We start from the raw sequence: 26,474 nt of genomic DNA, 5'->3' as shown, positions 1-26,474 counted from the left end.
GCGCTGATGTGCGGGATCGCCGGTTTCATCCTGCGCGTCGGGGTCGAACCCGCGCCCGGTACGCTCGAGCGCATGATCGAGCGACTCGGACACCGCGGCCCGGACGACAGCGGACTCTATCGCGAGGGCGCGGTGGGGCTGGCGCAGTCGCGGCTGTCGATCATCGGACTGGAGACCGGGCACCAGCCGCTGCTCGCGCCCGCCGACGGGCTGGCGCTGGTGGCCAACGGCGAGGTCTACAACTATCGCGAACTCAACGCCGCGCTCGGCGCCGCCGGGCGGGTGGCGCGCACCGGCTCGGACTCCGAGACCATCCTCCACGCTTACGCGGTGCACGGGCTCGACGCGCTCGAACGGCTGCGCGGCATGTACGCCTTCGCGCTGCACGACCGCCGGCGCGAGCGGCTGATCCTCGCCCGCGACCGGCTCGGCATCAAACCGCTGTTCTACGCCCGGCTGCCCGACCGGGTGGTGTTCGCCTCCGAGCTCAAGGCGCTGCTCGCGCTGCTGCCCGAGTCGCCGCGGGTCTCGGCGCCGGCGCTGCGCCAGTTCCTCCACCACCAGTTCGCCGCCGGCGAGGACACCCTGATCGAGGGCGTGCGCCGCGTCCCGCCGGGCGAGGCGCTGGTGATCGACTCCGAGCTCAACCTCACCCATCACCGCTACTGGTCGGCGCGGCGCGTCGCCCCGCGCGACATCGGCCCCGAGTACGCCAGCTACGAACTCGGCGAGCGGCTCGACGCGGCGATGCGCGAGCACATGCGCGCCGACGTGCCCTTCGGCCTGTTCCTCTCCGGCGGGGTCGACTCGGCGGTGCTCGCCGCCCTGCTCCACCGCCACGGCGCCGGGCGCATCCACAGCTTCTCGGTCGGCTATCGCGGCACCCGCATGGCCGACGAACTCGACGCCGCCGAGCGGGTCGCGGCGCACTTCGGCTTCGAGCATCACCGTCTGGAGCTGGAGCTGGATCAGGTCTTCGGTCGCATCCCCCACAGCATCTGGGCCGCCGACGAGCTGATGCGCGACTATGCCTGTCTGCCGACCTCGATCCTCGCCGAGCAGGCCAGCGCCGAGCTCAAGGTGGTGTTCTCCGGCGAGGGCGGCGACGAGGTGTTCGGCGGTTATGGCCGCTACCGCCCGCCGCGGCTGGAGCGCTGGGGCAAGGGGCTGCTGCGTCCCGGCAGCGGCGGCTTCCGCACCCGGGGACAGTGGGCCAGACGCTGGCAACGGGCGCTGTACGGTGCGGCGCTCGCGACCGTCGAGCCGCCCGATCGCGCCCCCTTCGTCGCCGCCTGGCAGGCCACCCCCGGCGACTGGTCCGACCTGCAGCGACGTCAGTACACCGACCTGGTGACCGCGCTGCCCGACAACCTGCTGGTGAAGACCGACCGCATGCTGATGGGGTTCGGCGTCGAGGGCCGGGTGCCCTTCCTCGACCACCGTCTGGTCGAGTTCGGGCTGGCGCTGCCCGACACGCTCAAGACCCGCGACGGCAGCGGCAAGTGGCTGCTCAAGCGCTGGGCCGAGCCGCTGCTGCCGCCGGGGCACCTGAGCGCGCCCAAGCGCGGCTTCCACGTCCCGGTCGGCGACTGGCTCGGAGACGAGCGCGCCGCCCGGGTCGGCGAGCTGCTGGCGCGCAACGACGGCATCCGCACCTGGTTCCGCCCCGAGGCCCTGCCCGCGCTGGTCGCCGCGCGTCGCGCCGGGCGCGGCGGCGGGCGCGAGCTGTTCGGACTGCTGCAGTTCGCGATCTGGCACCGTCTGTTCATCGAGCGGCCGGGGCTCACGCCCGCCCCGCACGAGGACCCGCTCGACTGGATCGCGAGCGACTGAGCCCGCGCCACGCGTCGCTGGCCAAGCCGCGCGCGCTGGCGCAGAATGACCCCACAGGACCGCGTCCGCCGCGCGCCGCTGGCGGACGCCCGAGCACCACGGATGGCGCCCGATCGTCATCCGGCCACCGAGACCCGCGCCGCATGACCGAGCCCGCACACATCGCCTGCTTCCTCTCCACCTCGGGACACAGCGGCGTCGACCGGCTCGCCCGTCACCTGCTGCCGGCGATCGCCCGGCGCGGCCACCGCGTCGACCTGCTCAAGGTGCGCGGCCACGGCCCCGAACTCACCGAACAACCGCCGGGGCTGCGCATCATCGACCTCGGTACCCGCCACACCCTCGCCACCCTGCCCGCACTGGTGCGCTATCTGCGCCGCGAGCGTCCCGACGTGCTGCTCTCCGACAAGGACAAGGTCAACCGTCTGGCACTGGCCGCGCGCGCACTGGCACGCACCCCGACCCGATTGGTGCTGCGCTCGGGGATCACCATCTCGGTCGATCTCGCCTCGCGCGGACCGCTCGACCGCTGGGTGCAACGTCACTCGATGGGCTGGCTCTACCTCTTCGCCGATCGCGTGCTGGTGCCGAGCGTCGGCGCCGCCGACGACATGGCCCGCTACACCGGCCTGCCGCGTGAGCGCATCCACCCGGTCGACTCGCCGATCGTCCCGGCGCGGCTGTTCACCGAGCAACAGCCACGTCCCGATCACCCCTGGTTCGCCGACGACGCCCCGCCGCTCATCCTCAGCGTCGGTGAGCTGTGCAGCCGCAAGGACTTCGCCACCCTGCTGCGCGCCTTCGCCCGGGTGCGCGCCGAGCGCCCCTGCCGGCTGATGATCCTCGGGCGCGGCAGCGCCCGCGAGCGCCTGCTGCGCCTCGCCGACGACCTCGGCGTCGGCGCCGACTTCGCCCTCCCCGGCTTCGTCCCCGAGCCCTACGCCTACATGGCCCACGCCGCCCTGCTCGCCTTCTCCTCGCGCTGGGAGGGCCTGCCCTTCGTCCCCGTCGAAGCGCTGGCCGTCGGCACCCCGGTGGTCTCCACCGATTGCCCCAGCGGCCCGCGCGAGATCCTCCAGGACGGACGCTACGGCCCCTTGGTCCCGGTCGGCGACGATGCGGCACTGGCCGAGGCGATCAAGGCGACGCTGGATAATCCGTTGCCGAAGGCGGTGTTGCGGGAGGCGGCGGGGCGGTTTGAGATTGAGCGGGCGGTTGGGGGGTATTTGGGGGGGATGGGAATTTCAGAAGAGTAGAACCATATCGTTTTTCATCAAAAAATATCCACTAAAAATCAACAAATATAAAAACTGCAAAAACCTCCCTAGGCGCAAATAGAAAATCACCCACCAGAACTTTTACATAAGGAAGCCACATGAACCATTTACTAGAAAAAGCTTTCAAATCACTATCTGTCACATGTAACAAATCATCTTTACACGCCTTAGACGAAGACAGAATAAAAGTAACTTTGCGAACGCTTCACAACAACGGGATTGAGATCAACCCCCCCGATCTAGAAAGCTGGCTAATTGAAAACAACTGGCAGAAAAAACCTAGAAGCCTGATAGTTACTTGGGCGAAATCGATTTCGGATGGAAGTCAAGTAAAAATCAAAAACAAAGAGAGTGCTCCTACGGAAAAGGAAATCTGGGATCGATTGACAAAAAAACGCAAAACCTCAAACGCCCCTGAAATTGCATAGCTCATTCCGAGCAACTTCAGCCATTTTTCGATGAACTCTCGAGCGCTTTAACGCTGCAGCGTCTATTTACTGATGGAATTAAGCAGAGGAATTTGGAACCCCCTGGGGCCTGGAAGCAGTTGACCAAGCACAACAGGAAATCCGTCTGGTGGAGACCGAGACAATGCGCCTTCGCGCGACGAAAAGAACTGAGCAGATGGTTGAGGACAGCACCAGAGGAAAAGCAAAGGCGCACCCTTTTTACCAAGAGCGATATGAAATACCCAGTAAAAATTGAAAAAACTGGCGAATCATGGCTCGTCAGTTTTCCAGATTTTCCCGAGGCGCTGACCGAAGACAGCAGCTATGAAGGCGCGCTGGATATGGCGTGGCATTGTTTGCTAAGCACCTTCGACCTCTATTTTGAAGACTTGAAAGAGATCCCAGCACCCTCGGCGCCAGAACCTGGACAAGTCGAAATCAAGTTACCGGTCGGATTGCAAGCACAAATCATGCTCCTGAACGCCTTTATTCTCTCCGGCATTTCAAAGGCGGAATTAGCACGACGCATGTCGACACACAAACAGGAAGTTCAGCGAATCTTGAGCATTAAGCGAAAAACCAAGATTGATCGTGTCGAACAAGCATTGAACGCGCTTGGCTTTGAATTCCAATTAGGAATGCAAACTAAAGCAAGAGCAAACTGAAGGACACCCAATTACCGTTGCACTTATCTTTGACGCTCCCAAGGCGCTAAAACATATGCCTTCCAAAAGACTACTGCCACCACATCCTCAGCCTCAAAGAAATCCGTCCTTACGTTTTGTACGAAAAGTAATGCCTGAGGCATCTGCGGATACAAGCAAGCGTGAACATTGCCGAGAAGCTGGTCGCCAACTTGTCGTAACGGGTGGCGATGCGTCGACAGGACTTGAGCCAGCCGAACAGCCGCTCGATGACGTTGCGCTTGCGATAGCTGGGCTTGTTGAGTGCCCGAGGGCGACCAGGCTTGGGCTTGCGCACGCCCTGGCGCTGCGGGATCACCGGACGGATACCGCGCCGATCGCAGTAGCGGCGTAAGTCGTCGGCATCGTAGCCCTTGTCGGCGAGCAGTTGGCGGCAACGGGTGCGCGGACGACCTCGATGAGCGCTGGGCAAGCGGACCTGATTGAGAAGCGGTTGGGCATAGCGAATGTCGCTGTGCTGGCCTGGGGAGAGCAGAAAGCTCAAGGGAACGCCCTTGGCATCGCAGAGCAGGTGGATCTTGGTCGTCAGGCCGCCGCGACTGCGCCCGAGCGCATGGCTCAGTGGCTCCTGCGCCCCCCCTTTTTTCCGCCGCCAGCGGCGGCGCGCGTGGCACGGATCGAGGTCGAGTCGATCATCCAGGTCTCCAGATCGATCAACCCATCCTCACGTAGCCGGATGTGCAACCGCTCCAGGACCTTGGTGAAGGTGCCGTCGTCACGCCAGTCGCGAAATTGCTGGTAGACCGTCGACCAAGGACCGAAGCACTCAGGCAGGTCGCGCCACGCCGCACCCGAGCACAGCACCCAGAAGATGCCGTTGAGCATCAGGCGGTCATCCCGGCGTGGGCGACCGGTACGCTGCGGACGGGAAAACAGATCGGCAATCAGCTCCCAGGCCTCTTCTGGGAGTTCGTAACGTCTCGACATCTGGCCTCTTCTCCTGCAAGAACGAGGTCAGTGTAACAAGCAGGGTTTTCGTACAAAACGTAAGGCGGTGTTGCGGGAGGCGGCAGGGCGGTTTGAGATTGAGCGGGCGGTTGGGGGGTATTTGGGGGGGATAGAGCGACGCGCGGAGGATATATAAAAGCTCAATCAAATACCTATTTGTCAGAGCACTACCGAAATTCGGGGGGAACCTCACCTTGGACCTTTCCACACCCCCTCACTAGCGCCCGCGTGAGCGCTTCTGGCGGCTCGCGACCGTCAGTGCCTGGAGCCGCTCAGTATCCGCATGCTCAAAAGCTCCGCTCATCCGTTTGATCTCCTCTCCCCGTAGCCCGTTATGTTTGGCCAGATCTTGCCAAGACGTTAGGGCCTTGCCCAGAGCGCCCAAGGCATGCGCCTGGATGGTCTCGTCTACCCCGAAGTAGTCCGCCAGATCAAGGCACAACTGAAGGGAAGGTCGCCGTTGCTCGCCATCGAAGGATAGGGCATGGCGGCGCCGGTCAAGGGCATGGCGGTCGGGGTTGAGGTCATAAGCCGGTGAGAGCCGCCAGCCTTGGGGCTCGCGAAGGAAGCCGTGATTACGCAGATGATCGTCGGTGTTGCCGCACAGAGCGTTGAAGGTCATGCGTCGCCACAGTTCAACCTGATCGAGCTTGGGTTGGGCCGAGGTCGCCTTGATGACATCAGCCAGCTCCAGATAGCTTGCCGCGTCCGCACTCTGCTCGTCTCGCGCGGCCAGGGTCATGGCCGAGGCGAAAGGAACCCTTCCTCCTTGTTGTCGATCAAACCGTTCCACCAACAGCACAGGTCGCTCACCGTTCGCGTTGAGCAATCGATGCTTCGCCACGCGCAGGCCCGCTGCTCCCGCGAGATCCAGCACAGTCGCCTCCCAGGCCCCTACCCGCTCGGTATCGAGCCGGGATTGAAATTTGGCGATATAGAGCTTTCCCTTGTCCTCGATCGCCGCCTTGGGATGGGCGCCGCCGAGGGATGAGCCCGGCTGGGCGAGGAGCGCGAGGTCGGTATCGGTCTGTACGCCTTGCTCCAGGCGCTCGATCGCGGCTTCCAGGGCTCGTAGATGGACCAGCTTTGGAACGTCTGTGGTTAGGGCCAGAAATTCTCCAGGAGTCTCCGCGAGACTCAATCGCAAGGCACCCATCCGCATGTGATCGGAGACCCCCAGGAGGTAATCGCTTTCGTTCAGGTAGCGGTCGAGAACCCGATCCTGGACGAGTCGCCCCCAGCGATCGGGGGCGATGTCCTGGAAAGCGCCCCACAGCTTGCTCGCCTGAAAGGGCATCCCTGGCAAGAGATCCAAGTCGGGATCGATGGCGAAGCCCGCCCGGCACCAGTCTCGATCATAGGTGAACTGATAGCGCTCGGTTCCCCGCTGGCTGGTGAAGATATCGAGCTGGCCGACCGTCCGACGCTCACCCAGCCAATCCAAAGTGACAACCAGGGACGTGCTCACCGCACCCGGCCTCCGCGAATGCGCTGCGGCAACTGCTCCTCAAGAAGATCCAGCCCGAGCGGGTCTTTTGTCCGGTCGATCAGCTCCGCGAGCGCATCGAGCTTACCGAGAATCATCAGGGCCGAGGCCCAGGCGCTGATTGCGACGTTTGGATTACCAGCCTCAAGGCGGTTGAGCGTTCCGCGCGAAACGCCCATGCGCTCGGCCATCAGCTCGGTGCTGATGCGCCGGCGCCGTCGTGCATCGCGGATGTCGGCGCCCAGCTTTTTGAGGGCGCGCTCGACACGGATGGATTTCATGATGAAGCCTCAGGCGTGTGTCTGGATGGTTTTCAGTGGCTAGGAAACCGGTTTTTCATGTCTGCCACATCCATGTTAGCGTTCTTTGAGAGAATTTTAAAAATTTATATCGTTCTTTTTGTAAGACGTTAAAGGCGTTATTCACAGGGAGACCAACAGGTCCATGCCGGTGGCGATCATGTTCATGATCGCCACCGGCCGTGGTAAGAAAGGTCGGGAGGACGGGGTACGCGGGCGGTTCTGGGAGGGACGCTTTCGCTCGCAGGCGATCCTCGACGAGACGGAGGATAAGAAAAGGACACCCAGAGCGCCTAAATCGACTCGAAGCAAAGGGACACCCGAAGCAAAGGGACACCCACTTACCGTTGACGCTCGCAAGGCGCTCTCCTACGCTTCACCCAACACCTCCAGCGGAGATGCCCCATGACTCGTCCCCGCGCCGTGCTCGTCTCCTTGTCCGATACGCCCTGGTATCACGTCGTCACGCGCTGCGTGCGCCGGGCGTATCTCTGTGGCTTTGATCGGTTGAGCGGACGGAGCTTCGAGCATCGGCGCGGGTGGGTGGAGTTGCGGCTGCGCCAGCTTGCGGGGGTGTTCGCGATCGATGTCGCGGCTTATGCGGTGATGAGCAATCACGTACATCTGGTGGTGAGGGTCGATGCCGATCGGGCGGCGGGGTGGTCGGAGACCGAGGTGCTGCGGCGCTGGCGGTGTCTGTTCCGGGGGCCTGTGGTGGTGGAGCGGTTCCTGTCGCCTGCGACGCGGGCGGGCATGACCGAGGCGGAGCTGGAGGTGGTCGCTGGCTTGGTCGCGACCTACCGGGCGCGGCTGGCGGATCTCTCCTGGTTCATGCGGATACTGAACGAGTCGATCGCGCGGGCGGCGAATCGGGAGGATGGGGTGCGGGGACGGTTCTGGGAGGGACGCTTTCGCTCGCAGGCGATCCTCGACGAGACGGCGCTGTTGGCGGTGATGGCCTATGTCGATCTCAACCCGATTCGGGCGGGGATCGCGGAGACGCCGGAGGAGAGCGCACATACCGGGATTGCGGCACGGATTGCGGCCTTGCGCGCGGGCGATGAGGGTACGGCGACCGGGCTGCATCTCGACGTGGCGTACCGCCCGGATGTCGGGCCGGAGACACCACCAGAGGTCTCTCCCGATTCGCAACGACCGATTCCCCAGCGCAAGACACCAGCCAGTCACGCACCCACACCGCCCGAACCCGAGAACGACACCTCGCCGGACGCCCGTAGCACCAATCTCTGGGAGACCGCGCTCGACCGCCTTCCCCCTGCCCCACTACTGCCCTTCGGCAACCCCGCCGAGATCCCCGCGTCGATCCCCTTCACCTTCGACGACTATCTGACCCTGGTCGACTCGCTCGGTCGCGCCCTGCATCCACGCAAGCGCGGGGCGATCCCGGCGGAGCTGCCCGACATCCTCACCCGACTCGGCATTGCGCCGGAGCGCTTCGTCGAGCACGCGGGTTTCCTGCTCAAGGGGTTTGGTACCGCGATCGGTGCGCCAGAGCGGCTGACGGCGCTCGCGGCGTGCCGGGAGTGTCGTTATCTGCGGGGTGTCGGGCGGGCCAGGGCGCTGTTCGGTCCGGGGCGGGAGCTGGCGGCCTGAGGCCGGCCAAGCGCCTGCCCGAGGTGCTGCGCATCGGAGACCGCACGAGGGCTCGGCGCCGTTCTGGTGGACATCACGACGCCCTGTCGCGCCTTGCCATGCCTTCACCGATCAGCGCACACCGGCTCAACGCCCCCAGGGCGGGACGGCGAACGCCTGCGTCTCGTCGTCGCTGCCCGGGTCCATGAAGTCGTGGATCGACTCATCGGTGAAGTAGCGCCAGAACGCCTCGGCCAGGGCGGGGTCGTGGATGCTGAAGGCGCCCGCGGTCTGTTGCGCGTCGAGGAAGGCGCGATAGGCATCGAGCGGTTCCGGGCCGAGCTGTTGATGGATGATGCGCCCGCCGTACTCTTGGTGGAGTGCACGGTTGACCTTCCAGTGACGGATCAGCGCGCGGGCCATGTCGCGCTGCATGACCGCCAGTTGTTCGCGCGCGTCCGGGCTCAACGTGGTCTCGGCATCCAGTCCCGCCGCCGCCCGACCGGCGCGCAGCCGTTCGAGCAGGGCGGCGATCTCGTCTGGCTCGGCGACGATACCCTGCTCGTCGGCATAGTGCTCGAACAGGCGCCCGAGGATGATCTCCTGGAGCTGCGTGGCATCGACGTCGCGCAGCGACTCGCCGAAGAGGGTCGCGACCGGTGGCGGGGGCTCGACCGGCGCCAGCTCGATGATGGAACCGTCGGCCATGGTGGCGAGGAAGAGGTGTCCGCCCTCGATGACATAGCTCCGCACCCACTGGAACTGCGCCAGATAGCGCCCGGACAGGGAGCCTGGCGGGCACAGCGCCCGGGTCGTCGCGATGGCGCCGAAGCGCAGCTGACCGGGCGCGTCCGACGCCCAGGTGCCGGTACCGAGCTGGCAGTCGGCGCGGATGGCCACCATGCCGTCATCGCGCAGTTCGAGACTGTACTCGGCGCCCTCCTCGGGGACATAGACCTGATCGTCCATCGACTGGATCTCGACCAGCCTCCAGGCCGTCCCCGCCAGGAGCGAGGACTCGGCCAGCGCCAGCGAGCTGACGCCGCACAGCAGCGCGATCAGCAGAATGGTCGGATATCTCATCGCCTCAGCCTCCCTCGATCGCGGCGAGTGGCACCTCATAGACCTCCTGGCCGTCGATGACGACGGTCCAGGTATCACCATCGCGCGAGGCCTCGACGCTGCGGTTGGTGGCGTTGACGTAGCCGGTCATGAAGTTGATGGTGAACTGCTCACCGGCTGGGCTCTGCACCACGATCGAGGCCTGGCCCTCGTCCATGCGCAGGATGCCGGCCGGGCATTGGCCGAACGCCTCGGCGGTGAGGGCGCGACAGCGCAGCAGCGTGGTGGCGTCGTAGTCGGCGGTGGAGAAGGGCCAGGTCGGGTTGTCCGCGGCGGTCGTCGTCGGGCCGCGATCCCAGTAGACATAGAGGCTCTCGTCGGGGAAGCGGAAGATCAGCCCCTGATCGCCGAGCCCGCTCTGACGATAGACCGCGCGGCCCACCTGATCGCGGAAGTTGCCCACCGCCTCACCGCTCGGCGCCAGCTCGTGCACCACGCCGTCCTCGCGGGTGATGGTTACATAGCCCTGGCGCTGGCTGAAGGTACAGGGGAGCGTCTGCTCGGCACGGTCCTCACCCTTGGGGTAGATCTCGCAGCGCGCGTCGGTCCAGTCGGCGGTGGCCGGGAGCGCCCACAGCCCGGTGACGACGACCAGCAAAAGGGGTTGAACCCGCATAATCGATACCTCCTCGTGTGATGGCGCCCTCGCGCCCGGCATGGAGAGCGGCCAGCGCGCGCCGACCCGTGCTCTCTGAGGGCCGCGCGTCCTGGGTTCAAGGCTGGTCGCGCTCGCCGAACGCCTCTAAGATGCCGCCCCTCCCCCACTACCGCGAGACTCCCCGCCGTGCTGACGACCGTCGCGCTCTATGCCCTGATCTGGCTGTCGATCCACTTCGGCGCGGGCTATCTGGCGCATCGCCTGCCCGAGCGCCTGCTCGCCGGGCTGCCGCTGCTCGGTCGCAGCTATCGCTGGGAGCTGGACGGTCGGCTCTATCAGCGGCTCGGCATCCAGACGTGGAAGGATCATCTGCCCGAGGCCGGGGCCTTCTATGCCGGCGGCTTCTCCAAGCGCAACCTGCGGGGTCAGGATCTCGCCTATCTGCACCGCTTCGTGCGCGAGACCACGCGCGCCGAGGTCTCGCACTGGCTGACCTGGGCGATGGCGCTGAGCTTCTTCGTCTGGACCCCCTGGCCGGTCGGCGTGGCGATGCTGATCTATGGTGCGCTGGTCAACGCCCCCTGCATCCTGGTGCAGCGCTACAACCGCGCGCGGCTGCTGCGCGCGATCGCGCTCCTAGCCCGGCGTGCGCACCGCGATCGAGCGCCCCTTCCAGCGCACGCTGTTGCACACCAGGGTGCGATAGAGCGAGCGGAAGAAGACCGCGACGAAGAAGGCCAGTGAGACCGGATAGGTGAGCGCCGTGGCCAGCCCGAAGTTGCCGAGCCGGCGCAACAGCCACCACAGCTGCGCGACATAGGCCGCGTAGGCGATCAGCCCCGCGACCACCCAGGTCGACAGCCCCTGGCTCGCCCAGCCCAGCGAGGCGTCGACGGCGGCCACCGCGCCATAGATCCAGTAGGTGGTCATCAGCAGCATCAGCGGACCGGTGGTCATCGCCCCGCGCGCGAGGTTCTTGGTCCAGCCGTCGGCGAGATCGCGCACCCCGTCGGGATACATGCGAAAGGCGATGGTGCCGGCGCCGATGAAGTTCGAGGTCGGCACGCCGCGTCGCGCCATCTCGCGCGCCAGCGCCACATCGTCGACGATCTCGGCGCGCACCAGACGATGCCCGCCGGTGCGGAAATAATCCGCGCGCGAGCACACCATGCAGGGACCGAAGCTGCCGTTGGCGCGCAGCGCGTCGCCGGCCAGGGTGAAGGAGCGGATGCTCGCCATCATGATGACGAAGAAGATCGACGACAGCCGCTCGTAGGTCGCGACCATGCGGTGATAGGGCTGCACCGAGACCAGCCCGCCACGCGCGGCATGGGTGGCGGCGATGCGCCGCAGTCCGGCGGGTTCGAGCTCGGTGTCGGCGTCGAGAAAGACCAGCAGGTCGCCGCTCGCCGCCTGCGCCCCGACCCAGCAGGCATGGGGCTTGCCGAGCCAGCCGGGCGGCAACTCGCCGAGACACAAGGTCTTCGCTCCGGCGGCACGCGCCAGCGCCGCGGTCGCGTCGGTGGAGTTGTCGTCGACGACGATGACCTCGTAGTCGTCGTGGTCCTGCGCGCGCAACGAGGCGAGCAGCGGCGGCAACCGCGACTGCTCGTTGCGCGCCGGGATGATCACCGACACCTTGCCCCCACCGACCGGACGCGTCAGCGGCGGGCAGGCGCGCAACCGACCGAGAAAGATGAACGCGAGGCTCCACGGCAGGAGCAGCCAGAATAGCTCGATGGGCACGGCGGATGGACTCGTTTCGGGGTTGGAAGAGGGTGACGCGCGACGCTGAACGTCGCTGACGCCACGCTGCAACTCAGGGGCGGCGGCAGTATGGCCGGGGCGGCGGCGGAAGGCAAACTTTCCACAACGGATTCAGTCGACTGCGGCCCCTTTGCCCGATCCGAATGCACACCGACGGGCGACCCGCGCACCATTGACTACGCTTGCACCTAGCGCCCCGAACCCCGGGGCGGTGGCGATGGAGGGATTGGCGATGGTGACGCGAAAGATCGAGTCGATCAGCCCGGAGGAGCAGGATGCACTGCTCGCGCCGGCCTATGCGCGGCGACGCATGCTGGAGGCGGTGCCGCGATACCGTCTGCCGGAGCACGAGATCGAGCCCGAGACGGTCTATGACCTGATCCACGACGAGCTGATGCTCGACGGCAATGCCCGGCTCAACCTGGCGACCTTCGTCACCACCTGGATGGAACCCCAGGCCGAGCGGCTGATGGCCGAGGCCTTCGACAAGAACCTGATCGACAAGGACGAGTACCCGCGCACCGCCGAGATCGAGGCGCGCTGCGTCAACATCGTCTCCGACCTCTTCCACGCCCCCGAGCAGGGGATCGGCGCCTCGGCGATCGGCTCGAGCGAGGCGGTGATGCTCGCCGGGATGGCGCTGAAGTGGCGCTGGCGCGCGCGGCGCCGCGCCCGCGGCGAGGATACCCATCGTCCCAACCTGATCCTCGGCGCCAATGTCCAGGTGGTGTGGGAAAAGTTCTGTCGCTACTGGGACGTCGAGCCGCGCTACATCCCGATGGAGAAGGGGCGTTACGTCATCACCCCGGAGGAGGTGATCGCCCGCACCGACGCGCACACCATCGGCGTGGTCGCCATCCTCGGCACCACCTTCACCGGGGAGTACGAGCCGATCGAAGCGATCCACGCCGCGCTGGAGGCGCAGAACGCCACCACCGGCTGGGAGATCCCGATGCACGTCGACGCCGCCAGCGGCGGCTTCGTCGCCCCCTTCCTCGACCCCGAGCTGGTGTGGGACTTCCGCCTGCCGCTGGTCAAGTCGATCAACGTCTCCGGGCACAAGTACGGCCTGGTCTATCCCGGCGTCGGCTGGGTGGTGTGGCGCGGCCACGAGGACCTGCCCGAGGAGCTGATCTTCCGGGTCAACTATCTCGGCGGCGACATGCCGACCTTTACCCTCAACTTCTCCCGCCCCGGCAACCAGGTGGTGGGGCAGTACTACAACTTCCTGCGTCTGGGGCGCGCCGGCTACACCCAGGTGATGACGGCGCTGCGCGAGGTGGCCACCGAACTAGCGCGCAACGTCGCCGACCTCGGCCCCTTCGAGCTGGTCAGCGACGCCAGCACCATCCCGGTGTTCGCCTTCAAGCTGCGCGACGAGATCACCGACTACAGCGTCTTCGACATCTCCCACAAGCTGCGCGAGAGCGGCTGGCAGGTACCCGCCTACACCATGCCCGAGCACGCCGAGTCGGTCGCGGTGCTGCGCGTGGTGGTGCGCGAGGGCTTCAGCGCCGACCTCGCCGAGCTGCTGCTCGCCGACCTCGCCAAGGCCGTCGCCCACTTCGAGGGGTTACGCGCACACGACCCGGCGCCGCCCGCGCCCAGCTTCGCCCACTGAGGGCGCGCGCCGGGGCGCGCTGGCCCCGGCGCACCGGCTCAGTCGCTGCCGGAGGCGTCCATGAAGGTGAAGGGCTCGGCGGCGGTGAAATGCGCGGCGGCGTTGCCGGCATAGACATAGCCGCCGTCGACCGGCAGGGTCTTGACCTCGGCCCCGGGCGAGAAATCGAGGTCGTCGAGCGCGACCCAGAAGGTGTTGGGCGTGGTCGCCGAGGAGAAGTAATAGACCCGATTCTTCTGGTCGGCGGCCACCGACCACAGGGTCGAGGCGAGGTTGGGCTGGTGCTCGACGCTGATGCCCAACGGCACCGAGACGGCGCGCTGCACCGAGAGCACCTGGGCGACGGCCTGGTTGGCATAGGTACGATTGGGCACGGCGTCGAGATAGTCGTCGTCGAGCGACTTGGGCACCGCATCGAGCAGGAAGGAGGCGCGCGCATAGCGATCGGCGGCGCGCACCGTGCCGGGCAGGAAGGCCATACCGCCGACCCCCTGCCAATAGGTATCGATCGCCAGCTGCTCGGCATAGGGCGGCGAGTTGGTCATCACCCGGTACTCGGGGCCGTGATGGACGACCAATTCGCCGTCGAGGTACTCGAAGATCGCCGAATCGCCACTGGGGTCGGAGAGCGAGAGATGGAGCGCGGCGGGCTTGCCGTTGGGCAGATCCTTGGCGACCACCCGCAGCGGCTGCTCGGTCAGCCCCTGCACCGCCTCGGCGACGGTGGCGTAGTTGTCGAGCGCGTACTGCGCCCAGAGCGCGATCGAGAGCGGCGGCAGCGCGGCGTCCTCACCGTAGTCGGACTCGGCCAGATAGAGCAGGTTGGCCACCAGCCCCTTCTCGTTCATGCCGTCACTGGTTGCCAGATCGTAGGACGAGGCGACCAGGCTGCCGTACTTCGACACCCAGCTCGGCGAGTCCGGTCCCGCCCGGCCATCGCGCGCCATGCCGCGCGGGAACACCCAGAGCGCGGTCTCCATCGACTGCATCCAGTCCATGTTGCGACCGGTGATCACCGTCTCGTCGTCGCCGACATAGAGGGTGCGGGTACAGGCCTCGCCGCCCTGGGGCAGGCCGATACCGGCGGCCAGACAGGCCGCGGCGACGGTCGTGATGCGCTTGCTCATACACAGGCTCCTGCGGTTGCGATCGGAACACCATCGGGTCCAGAGCGTTAAGCATAGCAGCACCACGAACGAACGCAGGACCAGCATTGACGAGACGCTCGGTGCGACTTGCCACCGACCGTTCGCACCCCGATCATCCGTCAACATCGACCAGCCAGGAATCGTCATGACTTCCCCCAAAGAACCACGCGACGACACCCCGGAGACGCCCCACCCGGCCCCCGGTGCTTACGGCATCCGCGGCAGCGCGACCCCGGAGTCGCTGATCCTCGAACAACTCAGCCAGGGCCCCAAGGCCCAGGCCTGCCGACGCTCCAAGGCGGCGCTGCACCAGCTCATCCGCGACGCCGAGCAGGCGCACAAGGCGCGCAGTCGGGTCGGCACCGAGACCTGTCCGCAGTGCGGCCAGCCCCGCCTCGCCCACTATCGACTCGCCGAGCGCTTCCATCTGCTCGAGTGCGCGCACTGCGGCCACCACGGTCGCGGCACCAGCGCGGCAGCGGCGCGCGCCGATGCCGAGTCCGGTGTCGGCAGCGGTCGCGATTGGCGGACTGCGCCCGGCTAGCGTAGCCCGAAGACCTCCAGATAGCGCCCGGCGCTGGTCTCCAGACGGTACTCGGCGACTGCCTCGCGCAACCGCTCGGCGGGCAGCGGCCGATCGAGGGTGCGCTCGATCGCCTCGGCCAGGGCCGCGACGTCGCCGACGGCGACCAGCGGGCCGTACTCGCCGCCACGGGTGATCTCGCGCGGACCGCTGCGACAGTCGGTGGCGACCACCGGGGTGCCGAGCGCGAGCGCCTCGGTGAGCACGTTGGGCGAGCCCTCCCAGCGCGAGGACAACGCGAACAGCGCAGCGCGGGCGAGGAAGCGATAGGGGTTGGACTCGAACCCGGGCAACGCCACCGCCTCCGCGACCCCCAGCTCGGCGGCCAGACGCAGCAAGCGCTCGCGCTGACGGCCCTCGCCGAGGATCAGCAGCCGACACGGGCGTGTCTCGCGCACCCGGGCGAAGGCGCGGATCAGGGTCTCGAAATCCTTCTGGGTACGCAGCCCACCGACCCCCATGATCACCGGCTCGGCGCCGGGCGCGAACCAGGGGTGATCGACCTCGGCCGCGGCCAGCGCCGCCAGTTCCGGGGTGATGTTGGGGTTGCGGATCACCCGCACCCGCTCACGCGCGATGCCGGTGATGGCGACGATGTCCTCGGCCACGCCCTCGGAGACCGCCACCACCGCGTCGGCGCGACGATAGAGCGCGCGCAGCCGGCGCGTCTCGCGCCAGCGCCACAGCCAGCCCTTGCCGCGGGCGCGCCAGCGCTCGCTCATCGCGGTGCCGGGACGCAGCACGTAGCGGGTGTCGCCGCCGAGCCGACGCTTGACCGCGAGCGCGACCCGGTCGTCGCGGGTCTTGGCGGTGAGCACCGCCGCCGGGCGGGTGCGCGCGACCAGCTCGGCGAGAAAACGGGTGCGCGCGCGCAGCCCGCTCGCCGCGAGCACGTGCACCCGCACCTCGGGCGGCAGGGTGTCGACGAAGGGCGCCCCGGCGTCGTTGACCACGAAGTCGACCGGATGGCCGTGCCCGGCGATCCCGCGGGCGATGTTGACCATCATCCGCTCCACCCCGCCGTCGCCGAAGCTGGGGATGAAGAGACACACGGGGCGGGGGCTCGGCTGGCTGGGGGTCGCTGGGGTCATGCTCGGGGTCCGGAGGCTGGCGGTGGGCCGACGCGTGGCCGGCGGGATGGACATCATTATGGCGAAAACCGGCGGGGTCCGGACAGCCGCGCGGCGCCCGGCGATTTCTGGGATCATAACGACCATCAGCAACCCCGCCGGTCGCCCCGGCCGGACACCATCGTTGCGCCGAACCCGATCAACCGACATGTCACCAAGCCCTGATCCCAACGCCCCGCGCATCCTGCTGGTGCGCCTCTCGGCCATCGGCGACGTGGTCTTCGCCTCGCCGCTGGTCGCGGCGCTGCGCCGCAGTCATCCACACGCCCACATCGCCTGGCTGGTCCAACCCGAGTGCGCGCCGCTGCTCGCCCAGCACCCCGACATCGACGAGGTGATCCCCTGCCCGATCAACCGCTGGCGCAGACTGGTGCGCGAGCGTCGCCTGGGCACGCTCGCGCGCGAGCTGCGCGCGATGCGCGCCGAGTTGCGCGCGCGCCGCTTCGATCGCGCCATCGATCTCCAGGGGTTGCTCAAGAGCGGCATGCTGACCTGGTTCAGCGGTGCGCCCGAGCGCATCGGTCTGGGCTCGCGCGAGGGCAGCCAGTGGCTGATGACCCGCACCGTGGCGCGCGACGGCCCCTACAAGCGCATCGGCTCCGAGTATCTGCACCTGGCCCGGACCCTCGATCTCGCCGTCGAGCCCTTCGCGATGGCGGTGCACCACGGTGAGGCCGAGCGCGCGCGCGTCGCCGAGCTGGTCGCGCCGGCCGGGGCCGGGGCGCGGCTGGTCGCGCTCAGCCCCTTCACCACCCGGCCCCAGAAGCACTGGATCGAGTCGCGCTGGGCGGACCTCGCCGAGCGGCTGCATCAGGAGCTGGGGCTCGTCCCGGTACTGCTCGGCGGCCCCGGCGACCGCGCGGCGGCGGCGCGGATCGTCGCGCGCTGCAAGGCGCCGCTGCTCGATCTCGCCGGCGCCACCAGCCTCACCGAGGCTGCCGCGCTGATCGACCGCGCAGCGCTCGCGGTGGCGGTCGACACCGGGCTCGGCCACATCGGCATCGCCATGAACACCCCGAGCCTGCTGTTGTTCGGCTCGACCTGCCCCTATCTCGACACCACCCGCGACAACGCCCGGGTGCTCTATCACCCGCGCCCCTGCTCGCCGTGCAAGCGCCATCCGAGCTGTGAGGGGCGCTTCGACTGCATGCGCGAGATCACCGTCGAGGCGGTGGTCGAGGCCGCCCGCGAGCTGCTCGCCGATGACTGAGCCGACCCCTGAGCGGACATTGCGCATCCTCCACGTCGAGGGCGGGCGTCATCTCTACGGCGGCGCCTTCCAGGTGCTGCACCTGCTGCGCGGACTGCACGCGCGCGGTCATCACAACCTGCTCGCCTGTCCGCGCGGCTGCGACCTGGCCCGGGCCGCGGCCCCGGTGGCCGAGGTCCACGACATGCCGATGCACGGCGACGCCGACCTGCTGATGGCCGCGCGGCTGGCGCGGCTAATCGACCGCACCCGGCCCGACCTGGTACACCTGCACAGCCGCATCGGCGCCGACGTCATGGGCGGCATCGCCGCGCGGCTGCGCGGGGTGCCGGTGATCCACACCCGTCGCGTCGACAACCCCGAGCCGCGCTGGCTGGTGGCGCTCAAGTACCGGCTGCACGACCGCGTGGTGGCCATCTCCGAGGGCATCGCCCGGGTGCTGCGCGACGAGGGGCTGGCGGCCGACAGGCTGCGCGTGGTGCGCAGCGCGATCGACCCCGCACCCTATGCCGGGCCCTGCGCGCGGGCGCTGATCACCGCCCGGCTCGGGCTACCCGCCGACGCGCTGATGGTCGGGGTGATCGCCCAGCTGATCCGGCGCAAGGGCCATGCGATCCTGCTCGAGACCCTGCCCGCGCTGATCGCGCGCCACCCCCGGCTGCACCTCTGCTGCTTCGGTCAGGGACCGGAGGCGGCGGCGCTGGCCGAGCGTATCGACGCGCTGGGGCTGCAGGGCCGGGTCCATCTGTGCGGCTTCCGCGACGACCTCGCCGAGATCCTGCCCTGTCTCGATCTGGTGGTGCACCCGGCGCTGATGGAGGGACTGGGGGTGTCGCTACTGCAGGCGGCGAGCGCCGGGGTACCGATCGTCGCCAGCCGCGCCGGCGGCATCCCCGAGGCGGTGCGCGACGGCGAGAACGGGGTACTGGTCGAGCCGGGCGACGCCGAGGCGCTGGGCGCGGCGATCAGCGCCCTGCTCGCCGACCCGGCGCGTCGCCGTGCGCTCGGCGCCGGCGGTCAGGCGCTGATGCGCCGCGACTTCTCCATCGACGGCATGGTCGAGGGCAACCTCGCCGTCTACCGCGAACTGCTCGCCGAGCGCGCTGGGAATCACAACCGCCAAGACGCGAAGCGCACAAAGGAATGATCGTCTTTGTGCACTTCGCGCCGGTATCAAACGTGCCCGAAAAGCCCGGCGACCGTGAAGATGGCAACCGCAAAGGCGCGAAGTGCGCAAAGGGATGCGCGGCTTCGTGGACTCGGCGCCTGGATCAAGCGTCACGGCAAGGCTCAGTGGCAGGCGCGAGCGCCGACAGCGACCGGCCCCCAGCCTCCAGTCGCCAGTACCGCAGGCCATGACGGCTGCGAGAAGACGCCGAGCACGCGGCGGGATCGCCGCTGGGTTCGGCGTCTTTACCGAACAACCATCGACCCGCAAAGACCGCGATCAGGGATGAAGACGTGCTGAACACCGAGCAAAGGCGCACTTTCGATCCCTTCGCGTCCTTCGCGCCTTTGCGGTTCAATCTTTCGCGGCTCGATCCTTCCCTTGCGCTCGCGGTCCGAGCCGATTCGACCTCAGGAATTCCGCATGTCCGACCCCAGTAGTCTGCAGATCGTCGCCAGCAAGGCGCTCGGTGGCGCCGAGCGTTGGTTCATCCGCTTCGCCGAGGCGCTCGCCGAGCGCGGTGCGCCGGCGGAGCTGGCGATCCGCCGCGACAGCGCGCTCGACGGCCACCCGCTCGGCGCTCTGGCCTGTCACCGCCTGCCCTTCCTCACCACCTGGGACCCCTATTCGCGCCATGCCCTCTCGCGGCTGATCGCGCGGCGCCGTCCCGAGATCGTGCAGACCTACATGGGACGCGCCACCCGGCTGACGCGGCTCTCCCCGCGCGGCGGCCCGATCCATCTCGCCCGGCTCGGCGGCTACTACAAGCTCTCGCCCTATCGCCATGCCCACGGCTGGATCGGCAACACCCGCGGGCTGTGCGACTGGATGGTGCGCCAGGGGCTGCCCGCCGACCGCGTTCATCACATCTACAACTTCGCCGACCCGGCGGTGCCGGTCGCACCCGACACGGTCGCGGCGCTGCGCGCGCATCACGCCATCCCCGATGACGCCTGGGTGCTGGTCACGCTCGGGCGCTTCGTCCCGGTCAAGGGGCAGGCCCACCTGCTCGCGGCGCTCGCGGCGCTGCCCGAGCGCATCGCCGGACGAGCGCTGCGTCTGGTGATGGTCGGCGACGGCCCGCTGGCCGAACCGCTGCGCGCCCAGGCGCGCCAGCTCGGTCAGGAGGAACGCATCGTCTGGGCCGGCTGGCAGCGCGATCCCCGACCCTATCTGCAACTGGCCGATCTGGTGGTCTTCCCCTCGCTCGAGGCCGAGACCCTGGGCAACGTCATCCTCGAGGCCTGGAGCTGGGGGCGCCCCCTGGTCACCGCCGAGTTCCGCGGCGCGCGCGAACTGACCCGTCACGGCGAGGACGCCTGGTGCGTGCCCTGCGCCGACGCCGCGGCGCTCGCCACCGGCATCCGCGAGACCCTCGGCGACGAGACGCTGCGCGCCGCGCTGGTGGCGCGCGGGCGCGAGCGGGTCGAGCACGAGTTCGGCCGCGCGGTGATCATGGATCAGTATCTCGCGCTCTATCGCCGCCTCGCCGGCGGCTGACACCGACCACCGCCCCTACCACAGCCCCGGCGCATCCAGTATGTTTGAGCCGACGGCTCCAGCACGCACCCCGGCGCGTCACCACCGCCCGACCCAGGGTGCACAAGGACCTGGGGCCAGAGGAGCGCACGCGCGTGCGGCCCCGCGCCGGACACGCGCCCCGTCACCGCAGCCGGAGCCGAGTCACATGCACCCCGATACCCTGGTCCGCGATATCGACACCCTGTTCTCCCTGCCCGAGGTCGCGCTGCGGCTCAATCAGTTGATCGACCACCCCGAGACCACCCCAGCCGATCTCGCCGAGGTGATGCGCTGCGATCCCGCGCTCTCGGCGCGGTTGCTGCGGCTGGTCAACAGCGCCGGGCGCAGCCAGGTACAGGCGGTGGAGACGGTCGGTCAGGCGATCGGACTGATCGGCTATCGCGCACTGCGCGATCTGGTGTTCGCCACCTGCGCGGTGGAGATGTTCAAGGGGTTGCCGCCGGAGCGGGTGAACATGGAACGCTTCTGGCTCCATGCCATCGCCTGCGCGATCGCCGCGCGCCAGCTCGTGATGCGTAGCGGCAGGCACGACGGCGAGCGGCTGTTCATCACCGGGCTGCTGCACGGGCTGGGACGGCTGGTGTTCTTCGCGCGCTGCCCCGAGCGCTATCTGCGGGTACTCGAGCAGGTCGACACCAAGGGCGCGACGCTCGCCGAGGCCGAGCGCGCCGAGTTCGGCTTCGACGCCGACGCGGTGAGCGCGGCACTGCTCGCGCACTGGCACTTCCCCGAATCGATCCGCGAGCCGATCGCCTGCCGCCTCCACCCGGAGCGCGCGAGCACCGCCGAGCGGACACGCGACGCCGGCATCCTCGGCGCCGCCGAGCGCATCGCCCGCGAGCTGCGCGATTGTCTGCTCGAGGGGCGCGCGCCCGACGCCGAGCTGCTGCACGCCCAAGCACGCGCGCTCGGGCTGGTCGACTCGGCACTCGACGGCATGCCCGAGGCGATCAACCTGGAGGTGGTGGAGCTATTCGAGACCCTGCTGCCGGGCTCGACCCTGCTGCCCTGAGGGCGGCTCAGTCGTCCCCCGGGACGAACAGCCCGACCAGATCGTCGAGGAAGTCGCGCCCGCGCGCGCTCGGTACCACCCGAGCCGGATCGGGCTCGATCAGCCCCAGCGCGCGCGCGCGTTCGAGCGGGGCGGCCAGGCGCGTCACCGGTAGCCCGGTGGCGCGGACGAAGTCCGCCGGCGCAAAGCCCTCGACCAGCCGCAGCGCGTTGAGCGCGAACTCGACGATCAGGTCATCCGCATCGAGCACCCGCCGCTCCGCGATCAGCGCCTCGGGCGCGGCCCCCAGATAGGCCTCGGGGTCGGCCAGGCGCGCCTCGCGCCACACCCGTTCGACCCGTCCGTCGCGCCAGCGCGAGAGCTTGGCGTGGGCACCGGCGCCGATGCCGAGATAGTCGCCGAAGCGCCAGTAGTTGAGGTTGTGACGGCAGCGCCGCCCCGCGCGTGCGTAGGCCGAGACCTCGTAGCGCGCCAGCCCGGCGGCGGCGAGCCGTTCCTGCCCGGCGGCGGCGATGTCGGCCACCAGGTCGGGGTCGGGCAGCGGCGGCGGGTCGTCGTGGAAGGCGCTACCGGGTTCCAGGCTGAGCTGGTAGTAGGAGAGGTGTTCGGGCGCGAGCGCGAGCGCTGCCTCGAGGTCGGCGCGCGCGAGCGACGGGGTCTGTCCGGGGAGGCCGAACATCAGGTCGAGGTTGAGGTTGTCGAAGCCCGCCGCGCGCGCCATCGTCACCGCCGCGCGCGCCTCCTCCGGGGAGTGGATGCGCCCGAGCGCGACGAGCCGCTCGGCCTCCAGGCTCTGCACCCCGATCGAGAGCCGGTTGACCCCGGCCTCGCGATAGGCGGCGAAGCGCCGCGCCTCGGCGGTACCGGGGTTGGCCTCGAGGCTGATCTCGGCATCGGGGGCGAGCGTCAGGCGCGCCCGTACGCCGTCGAGCAGGCGGGCCACCGCTGACCCCGGGAGCAGGCTGGGGGTGCCGCCGCCGATGAAGATCGAGACCACCGGACGGCGTGCCTCGGGGACGGCGAGCGCACGGTCGAGATCGGCGAGCAGGTGCTCGACATAGGCCGCGAGCGCGGCCCCGGCGACCGGATGGGAGTTGAAGTCGCAGTAAGGGCACTTGCGCACGCACCAGGGCAGATGGATATAGAGCCCGAGGGGCGGCGCGCCGCCCCCGGCCCCGGCGGCGCGCCCGGTCACACCTGGTCGCGCGCGCGCAGGTAGGTCTGCTCGGAGATCGCGCTCCACTCGCGGGCCTGGGCGAGGAACTTGCGATAGGAGGTGTAGACCTTGGCCGAGAAGGCATCGCGCTCGGCGATCTCGGCGACCACCTCGTCGGCCAGGCCGCGCAGCTTGGCGATGACGTCATCGGGCAGACGGCGCAGCTCGACGCCGTGCTCGTCGACCAGGGTCGAGAGCGCCACCGGGTTGCGTGCGGTGTACTCGGCGAGCATGTCCTGGTTGATCACCTTGCAGGCGTTCATCACGATCGCCTGCAGGTCCTTGGGCAGCAACTCCAGCGCCTCGCGGTTGACCATCGCCTCCATGATGGTGCCCGGCTCGTGCCAGCCGGGATAGTAGTAGTAGCGCGCGGCCTTGTAGAGACCGAAGGCGAGGTCGTTGTAGGGACCGACCCACTCGGTAGCGTCGATGGTGCCGTTCTGCAGCGCGGTGAACAGCTCGCCGCCGGGGAGGTTGACCGGGGTGCCGCCGGCGCGCGCCAGCACCTCGCCGCCGAGACCGGGGATGCGCATCTTCAGCCCCTTGAGGTCGTCGACCGAGTTGATCTCCTTGTTGAACCAGCCGGCCATCTGCACCCCGGAGTTGCCCGCCGGCGCCGGCACCAGACCGAACCGGCCGTAGAGTTCCTGCCACAGCTCGAGTCCGCCGCCGTAGTAGATCCAGGCGTTCATCTCCTGGGCGGTCATGCCGAAGGGCACGGTGGAGAAGAACTGCGCGGCCTCGCTCTTGCCCTTCCAGTAGTAGGCCGAGCCGTGACCCATCTCGGCGGTGCCGCGCGAGACGGCATCGAACACCTCGAAGGCGGGGACCAGCTCGCCGGCGCCGTAGACGCGCACCGCGATGCGCCCGCCGCTCATCTCGCCGATCAGCTCGGCGAGCTTGTTGGCGCCGGTACCGAGCCCGGGGAAGTTCTTCGGCCAGGTGGTGACCATCTTCCAGCGATACTCGGCCTTGGCGTGCGCCGCCCCGGTGGCGGCCGCGCCGAGCGCCAGCGAACCGACACCCACCCCCTTGATGAAGTCACGACGTTGCATGGGTCCCTCTCTTCTCGTTGGTGTTGTGCATGGCGACGGGCGCCGGACGGCGCCCGCCACGGACCTCAGTCCTTCTGCAACTGCGCCTTGAGCAGCTCGCCGAAGCTGCCGATGGCCTTCTCCTCGCCCTGCCCCTTGCGGGCCTTGGGCGCATAGGCGCTGGCGTCGACCACCGCCTCGGCGGCGCGCTCGGCGTCGAGCGAGAGCTTGATGCGCTTGCGCTCGCGATCGATCGCGATCACCGTCGCCTCGACCTCGTCACCGACCTTGACCACCTCGCTCGGGTCGTTGATGCGCCGTCCGGCACCGAGCTCGCTGATATGGATCAGACCGTCGACCCCGGGGGCGATGGCGACGAAGACGCCGAAGGGCTGCAGCCGCGAGATCTTGCCGCTGACCAAGCTGCCAACCGGATGACGATCGGCGACCTCCAGCCAGGGATCGCGCGCGAGCGCACGGACCGACAGCGCGATACGCTCGCGCCGCTTTGCGGTGGCCGGCTCGATGCGCAGCACCGCGACCTCGACCACCTGCCCCTGGGTGAGCACCTCGTTGGGGTGCTTGATGTGGCCGTAGGCCAGCTCGCTGACGTGGATCATGCCCTCGATCCCGCCGAGATCGACGAAGGCGCCATAGTCCTTGAGCGAGGTGACGGTGCCGCTGAGCACCGCGCCCTCGACGAGCTTGGCGCGGGTCTCCTCGGCCTGGATGCGCTGCGCCTCCTCGAGCACCGCGCGGCGCGACAGCACCAGGTTGGGCCGCCGCCCGCCCTCGAGCTTGGTGACGCGGAAGTCGAGACGCTGGCCGACGAACTCGGAGAGATCCTCGATGAAACGGACATCGACCTGGGAGGCGGGACAGAAGCCGCGCAGCCCGGCGACCTGGACCTCCAGCCCGCCCTTGACCGCGCCGCTGACCTGGCCCTGCACCGGCTGTCCCGCCTGATAGGCGCGCTCGACCTCTTCGATGCCGTGGGAGCGCTGGCCGTGCTGGGTGCCGAGCAGCAGCATGCCGCTCTCGGGATCCTTGCCGCTGACCTTGCTCTCGATGCGATCGCCGATCTCGAGCTTGAGTTGGCCCTCGGCGTCGCGATGGGCGGCCAGCTCGATGCGCCCCTCGGACTTGGCGCCGAGGTCGACGAGGCCGTACTCGCCGTCGATCGCGATCAGGGTGCCGCTCACCGGCTCGCCCACCTTGGGCTCGCCCTTGACGGACTGCGGATTGGCCTGATCGAACTGTTGGAGGAGGTCTGCGAAACGCTCGGAGTCGGACATGATGTGCTTGCTGCCGCTAGGCTCGGGTTGATGGATCGGGGGATATTGTAGGGCGGAATGGACACGCGCCCCAGTCCCGACGGCGGGACGGGGCGCGATGGACGCTCAGCGCTGCGAGATCGGCAGGTAGTCGCGCTGGTCCGGGCCGCAGTAGATCTGACGCGGACGACCGATGCGGTTGTTGGGGTCGGACATCATCTCCATCCAGTGCGACACCCAGCCGACGGTGCGCGCCACCGCGAACATCACCGTGAACATGTTGCGCGGGATGCCGAGTGCGCGATAGATGATGCCGGAGTAGAAGTCGACGTTGGGGTAGAGCTTGCGCTCGACGAAGTAGTCGTCGTTGAGGGCGATCTCCTCGAGTTCCATCGCCAGCTCGAACAGCGGGTTGTTGACGTCGGCGACCTCTTCGAGCACCTGGTGACAGACCTCGCGGATGATCTTGGCGCGCGGGTCGTAGTTCTTGTAGACACGGTGGCCGAAGCCCATCAGCCGGAAGGGGTCGTCCTTGTCCTTGGCCTTCTCCATGAAGCGCCGGACCTCCTTGACGTCACCGATCTCGAGCAGCATGTCGAGCACCGCCTCGTTGGCGCCGCCGTGGGCCGGCCCCCACAGCGAGGCGATGCCGGCGGCGACACAGGCGAAGGGGTTGGCCCCGGAGCTGCCGGCCAGACGCACGGTCGAGGTGCTGGCGTTCTGCTCGTGGTCGGCATGGAGGATGAACAGCAGGTTGAGCGCCTTCTCGGCGATCAGCTCGGGCTCGTAGTCGTCGCACGGGGTGGCGAACATCATCCGCAGGAAGTTGGCGCAGTAGCGCAGGTCGTTGCGCGGATACATGATCGGCTCGCCGATGCTGTGCTTGTAGGCAGCGGCGGCGATGGTCGGCACCTTGGCGATCAGCCGGTGCGCGGAGATCTCGCGGTGGCGCTCGTCGTGGACGCTCAGCGAGTCGTGATAGAAGGCCGAGAGCGAGCCCACCACGCCGACCAGGATGGCCATCGGGTGGGCGTCGTGATGGAACCCCTTGAAGAAGTCCTTAAGGTTCTCGTTGAGCATGGTGTGACGGGTGATCACACCCTCGAAGTTATCGAGCTCCTGCTCCTTGGGCAGCTCGCCGTAGAGCAGCAGATAGGCGACCTCGAGGAAGCTCGCCTTGGTGGCGAGCTGTTCGATCGGATAACCGCGATAGCGCAGGATGCCCTGCTCGCCGTCGATATAGGTGATGGCGCTGTTGCAGGAGGCCGTGGACATGAAGCCGGGATCGTAGGTGAAGATGCCCGCCTCCTTATAGAGCGAGGAGATGTCGGCCGCGGCCGGACCCACGGTGCCACGACGCAACGGGAACTCGAACTGCTCCCCGGTCGCGTTGTTGTTGATGGTGACGGTATCGTTCGCCATAGGCTCGCTCCTGAGCGGTCCCGGGACGCCTGGTCGCG

At 68.1% G+C, this 26,474-nt stretch carries 24 protein-coding genes; 12 read left to right on the top strand and 12 right to left on the bottom strand.

Annotation, left to right across the window (positions count from 1 at the left end):
• The first annotated feature begins 6 nt into the window (after window positions 1-6).
• From asnB to EDC29_RS02635, 4 genes are all read left to right on the top strand, one after another.
• Window positions 7-1,833 carry an asparagine synthase (glutamine-hydrolyzing) gene (gene asnB, locus EDC29_RS02650; protein WP_132228433.1) on the top strand — a complete coding sequence of 609 codons (1,827 nt, stop codon included), beginning with the start codon at window positions 7-9 and terminating at the stop codon, window positions 1,831-1,833.
• Between the two features lie 143 nt (window positions 1,834-1,976).
• Window positions 1,977-3,089 carry a glycosyltransferase gene (locus EDC29_RS02645; protein ID WP_132228431.1) on the top strand — a complete coding sequence of 371 codons (1,113 nt, stop codon included), beginning with the start codon at window positions 1,977-1,979 and terminating at the stop codon, window positions 3,087-3,089.
• A gap of 119 nt (window positions 3,090-3,208) precedes the next feature.
• The gene (locus tag EDC29_RS02640) at window positions 3,209-3,538 is read left to right on the top strand and encodes a hypothetical protein (protein WP_132228429.1); all 330 of its coding nucleotides are present in this window, start codon (window positions 3,209-3,211) and stop codon (window positions 3,536-3,538) included.
• A 254-nt stretch (window positions 3,539-3,792) separates the two neighbouring features.
• Window positions 3,793-4,224, top strand: a complete 432-nt coding sequence (locus EDC29_RS02635; RefSeq protein ID WP_165913413.1) for a type II toxin-antitoxin system HicB family antitoxin — start codon at window positions 3,793-3,795, stop codon at window positions 4,222-4,224.
• Window positions 4,225-4,333: 109 nt separating this feature from the next.
• Here EDC29_RS02635 and EDC29_RS02630 read toward each other — a convergent pair.
• The 3 genes from EDC29_RS02630 to EDC29_RS02620 form a co-directional block, all read right to left on the bottom strand.
• A protein-coding gene (locus tag EDC29_RS02630; protein ID WP_132228425.1) for an IS5 family transposase occupies window positions 4,334-5,190 on the bottom strand; the annotation gives its coding sequence in 2 pieces (ribosomal slippage) (window positions 4,334-4,836 and window positions 4,836-5,190; 858 coding nt in all).
• 238 nt (window positions 5,191-5,428) lie between these two features.
• Window positions 5,429-6,679, bottom strand: a complete 1,251-nt coding sequence (locus tag EDC29_RS02625; protein WP_132228423.1) for a type II toxin-antitoxin system HipA family toxin — start codon at window positions 6,677-6,679, stop codon at window positions 5,429-5,431.
• On the bottom strand, window positions 6,676-6,978 hold the full coding sequence (locus EDC29_RS02620; RefSeq protein WP_005221553.1) for a helix-turn-helix domain-containing protein: 303 nt from the start codon (window positions 6,976-6,978) through the stop codon (window positions 6,676-6,678). The genes EDC29_RS02625 and EDC29_RS02620 overlap by 4 nt, the downstream gene beginning before the upstream one ends.
• A gap of 423 nt (window positions 6,979-7,401) precedes the next feature.
• Between EDC29_RS02620 and EDC29_RS02615 the strand changes: the two genes are divergently transcribed.
• Window positions 7,402-8,610 (top strand): transposase, encoded by a 1,209-nt coding sequence (locus EDC29_RS02615; RefSeq protein ID WP_132228421.1) that lies wholly within the window; start codon window positions 7,402-7,404, stop codon window positions 8,608-8,610.
• Window positions 8,611-8,736: 126 nt separating this feature from the next.
• Here EDC29_RS02615 and EDC29_RS02610 read toward each other — a convergent pair whose 3' ends face one another.
• Both EDC29_RS02610 and EDC29_RS02605 read right to left on the bottom strand, forming a co-directional pair.
• A complete protein-coding gene (locus EDC29_RS02610; protein ID WP_165913412.1) occupies window positions 8,737-9,672 on the bottom strand; it encodes an META domain-containing protein in 936 nt (311 codons plus the stop codon).
• A 4-nt stretch (window positions 9,673-9,676) separates the two neighbouring features.
• Window positions 9,677-10,327, bottom strand: a complete 651-nt coding sequence (locus tag EDC29_RS02605) for a hypothetical protein (protein ID WP_132228417.1) — start codon at window positions 10,325-10,327, stop codon at window positions 9,677-9,679.
• 168 nt (window positions 10,328-10,495) lie between these two features.
• On the opposite strand from EDC29_RS02605, the gene EDC29_RS02600 reads away from it, so the two are divergent.
• Window positions 10,496-11,053, top strand: a complete 558-nt coding sequence (locus EDC29_RS02600) for a glycosyl-4,4'-diaponeurosporenoate acyltransferase CrtO family protein (RefSeq protein ID WP_190288065.1) — start codon at window positions 10,496-10,498, stop codon at window positions 11,051-11,053.
• Here the strand turns inward: EDC29_RS02600 and EDC29_RS02595 are convergent.
• On the bottom strand, window positions 10,946-12,055 hold the full coding sequence (locus EDC29_RS02595) for a glycosyltransferase family 2 protein (RefSeq protein ID WP_132228415.1): 1,110 nt from the start codon (window positions 12,053-12,055) through the stop codon (window positions 10,946-10,948). The two genes, EDC29_RS02600 and EDC29_RS02595, sit on opposite strands and share 108 nt — an antisense overlap.
• Before the next feature lie 253 nt (window positions 12,056-12,308).
• Between EDC29_RS02595 and gad the strand changes: the two genes are divergently transcribed.
• Complete coding sequence (gene gad / locus EDC29_RS02590; RefSeq protein ID WP_123141217.1) at window positions 12,309-13,697, top strand: glutamate decarboxylase; 1,389 nt, start codon at window positions 12,309-12,311, stop codon at window positions 13,695-13,697.
• A 38-nt stretch (window positions 13,698-13,735) separates the two neighbouring features.
• Here gad and EDC29_RS02585 read toward each other — a convergent pair whose 3' ends face one another.
• The gene (locus EDC29_RS02585) at window positions 13,736-14,824 is read right to left on the bottom strand and encodes a linear amide C-N hydrolase (protein WP_123141216.1); all 1,089 of its coding nucleotides are present in this window, start codon (window positions 14,822-14,824) and stop codon (window positions 13,736-13,738) included.
• Window positions 14,825-14,990: 166 nt separating this feature from the next.
• Between EDC29_RS02585 and EDC29_RS02580 the strand changes: the two genes are divergently transcribed.
• Window positions 14,991-15,389, top strand: a complete 399-nt coding sequence (locus EDC29_RS02580) for a hypothetical protein (protein ID WP_132228413.1) — start codon at window positions 14,991-14,993, stop codon at window positions 15,387-15,389.
• Here the strand turns inward: EDC29_RS02580 and EDC29_RS02575 are convergent.
• Window positions 15,386-16,519, bottom strand: a complete 1,134-nt coding sequence (locus EDC29_RS02575) for a glycosyltransferase (protein WP_132228411.1) — start codon at window positions 16,517-16,519, stop codon at window positions 15,386-15,388. The two genes, EDC29_RS02580 and EDC29_RS02575, sit on opposite strands and share 4 nt — an antisense overlap.
• Window positions 16,520-16,706: 187 nt before the next feature.
• On the opposite strand from EDC29_RS02575, the gene waaF reads away from it, so the two are divergent.
• The 4 genes from waaF (at window position 16,707) to EDC29_RS02555 (ending at window position 21,490) form a co-directional block, all read left to right on the top strand.
• Window positions 16,707-17,768: a lipopolysaccharide heptosyltransferase II gene (gene waaF / locus EDC29_RS02570; RefSeq protein ID WP_132228409.1), complete on the top strand. Its 1,062-nt coding sequence runs from the start codon at window positions 16,707-16,709 to the stop codon at window positions 17,766-17,768.
• A gap of 19 nt (window positions 17,769-17,787) precedes the next feature.
• Window positions 17,788-18,915 carry a glycosyltransferase gene (locus EDC29_RS02565; RefSeq protein ID WP_132228509.1) on the top strand — a complete coding sequence of 376 codons (1,128 nt, stop codon included), beginning with the start codon at window positions 17,788-17,790 and terminating at the stop codon, window positions 18,913-18,915.
• Between the two features lie 444 nt (window positions 18,916-19,359).
• Window positions 19,360-20,436 (top strand): glycosyltransferase, encoded by a 1,077-nt coding sequence (locus EDC29_RS02560; RefSeq protein WP_132228407.1) that lies wholly within the window; start codon window positions 19,360-19,362, stop codon window positions 20,434-20,436.
• A gap of 187 nt (window positions 20,437-20,623) precedes the next feature.
• Window positions 20,624-21,490 carry an HDOD domain-containing protein gene (locus EDC29_RS02555; protein WP_123143132.1) on the top strand — a complete coding sequence of 289 codons (867 nt, stop codon included), beginning with the start codon at window positions 20,624-20,626 and terminating at the stop codon, window positions 21,488-21,490.
• Window positions 21,491-21,497: 7 nt separating this feature from the next.
• On the opposite strand, the gene hemW is transcribed toward EDC29_RS02555, so the two are convergent.
• The 4 genes from hemW to EDC29_RS02535 all read right to left on the bottom strand — a co-directional run bounded on the left by hemW (window position 21,498) and on the right by EDC29_RS02535 (window position 26,436).
• Window positions 21,498-22,685 (bottom strand): radical SAM family heme chaperone HemW, encoded by a 1,188-nt coding sequence (hemW, locus tag EDC29_RS02550; protein WP_132228405.1) that lies wholly within the window; start codon window positions 22,683-22,685, stop codon window positions 21,498-21,500.
• Window positions 22,682-23,761 carry a TRAP transporter substrate-binding protein gene (locus EDC29_RS02545; RefSeq protein WP_132228403.1) on the bottom strand — a complete coding sequence of 360 codons (1,080 nt, stop codon included), beginning with the start codon at window positions 23,759-23,761 and terminating at the stop codon, window positions 22,682-22,684. Before EDC29_RS02545 ends, hemW begins: the two co-directional genes overlap by 4 nt.
• Window positions 23,762-23,826: 65 nt before the next feature.
• On the bottom strand, window positions 23,827-25,035 hold the full coding sequence (locus tag EDC29_RS02540) for a 30S ribosomal protein S1 (protein ID WP_123141207.1): 1,209 nt from the start codon (window positions 25,033-25,035) through the stop codon (window positions 23,827-23,829).
• A gap of 105 nt (window positions 25,036-25,140) precedes the next feature.
• Entirely contained in the window at window positions 25,141-26,436 is a 1,296-nt protein-coding gene (locus EDC29_RS02535) for a citrate synthase (protein WP_062274247.1), read from the bottom strand.
• Between the last annotated feature and the right edge of the window lie 38 nt (window positions 26,437-26,474).

This window comes from Marichromatium gracile (assembly GCF_004343155.1).
Classification (GTDB): domain Bacteria; phylum Pseudomonadota; class Gammaproteobacteria; order Chromatiales; family Chromatiaceae; genus Marichromatium; species Marichromatium gracile.
Note: the sequence above shows the minus strand (reverse complement) of the source record. Positions and strands in the feature narration are given on the sequence as shown.

Coding starts and splice junctions, on each gene's coding strand:
- EDC29_RS02615 (WP_132228421.1), top strand. CDS start 7,402: ATGACTCGTCCCCGCGCCGTGCTCGTCTCCTTGTCCGATACGCCCTGG.
- EDC29_RS02560 (WP_132228407.1), top strand. CDS start 19,360: ATGTCCGACCCCAGTAGTCTGCAGATCGTCGCCAGCAAGGCGCTCGGT.
- EDC29_RS02580 (WP_132228413.1), top strand. CDS start 14,991: ATGACTTCCCCCAAAGAACCACGCGACGACACCCCGGAGACGCCCCAC.
- gad (WP_123141217.1), top strand. CDS start 12,309: ATGGTGACGCGAAAGATCGAGTCGATCAGCCCGGAGGAGCAGGATGCA.
- EDC29_RS02635 (WP_165913413.1), top strand. CDS start 3,793: ATGAAATACCCAGTAAAAATTGAAAAAACTGGCGAATCATGGCTCGTC.
- EDC29_RS02605 (WP_132228417.1), bottom strand. CDS start 10,327: ATGCGGGTTCAACCCCTTTTGCTGGTCGTCGTCACCGGGCTGTGGGCG.
- waaF (WP_132228409.1), top strand. CDS start 16,707: ATGTCACCAAGCCCTGATCCCAACGCCCCGCGCATCCTGCTGGTGCGC.
- EDC29_RS02535 (WP_062274247.1), bottom strand. CDS start 26,436: ATGGCGAACGATACCGTCACCATCAACAACAACGCGACCGGGGAGCAG.
- EDC29_RS02645 (WP_132228431.1), top strand. CDS start 1,977: ATGACCGAGCCCGCACACATCGCCTGCTTCCTCTCCACCTCGGGACAC.
- EDC29_RS02620 (WP_005221553.1), bottom strand. CDS start 6,978: ATGAAATCCATCCGTGTCGAGCGCGCCCTCAAAAAGCTGGGCGCCGAC.
- EDC29_RS02640 (WP_132228429.1), top strand. CDS start 3,209: ATGAACCATTTACTAGAAAAAGCTTTCAAATCACTATCTGTCACATGT.
- EDC29_RS02555 (WP_123143132.1), top strand. CDS start 20,624: ATGCACCCCGATACCCTGGTCCGCGATATCGACACCCTGTTCTCCCTG.
- EDC29_RS02540 (WP_123141207.1), bottom strand. CDS start 25,035: ATGTCCGACTCCGAGCGTTTCGCAGACCTCCTCCAACAGTTCGATCAG.
- EDC29_RS02585 (WP_123141216.1), bottom strand. CDS start 14,824: ATGAGCAAGCGCATCACGACCGTCGCCGCGGCCTGTCTGGCCGCCGGT.
- EDC29_RS02545 (WP_132228403.1), bottom strand. CDS start 23,761: ATGCAACGTCGTGACTTCATCAAGGGGGTGGGTGTCGGTTCGCTGGCG.
- EDC29_RS02610 (WP_165913412.1), bottom strand. CDS start 9,672: ATGAGATATCCGACCATTCTGCTGATCGCGCTGCTGTGCGGCGTCAGC.
- EDC29_RS02575 (WP_132228411.1), bottom strand. CDS start 16,519: ATGACCCCAGCGACCCCCAGCCAGCCGAGCCCCCGCCCCGTGTGTCTC.
- asnB (WP_132228433.1), top strand. CDS start 7: ATGTGCGGGATCGCCGGTTTCATCCTGCGCGTCGGGGTCGAACCCGCG.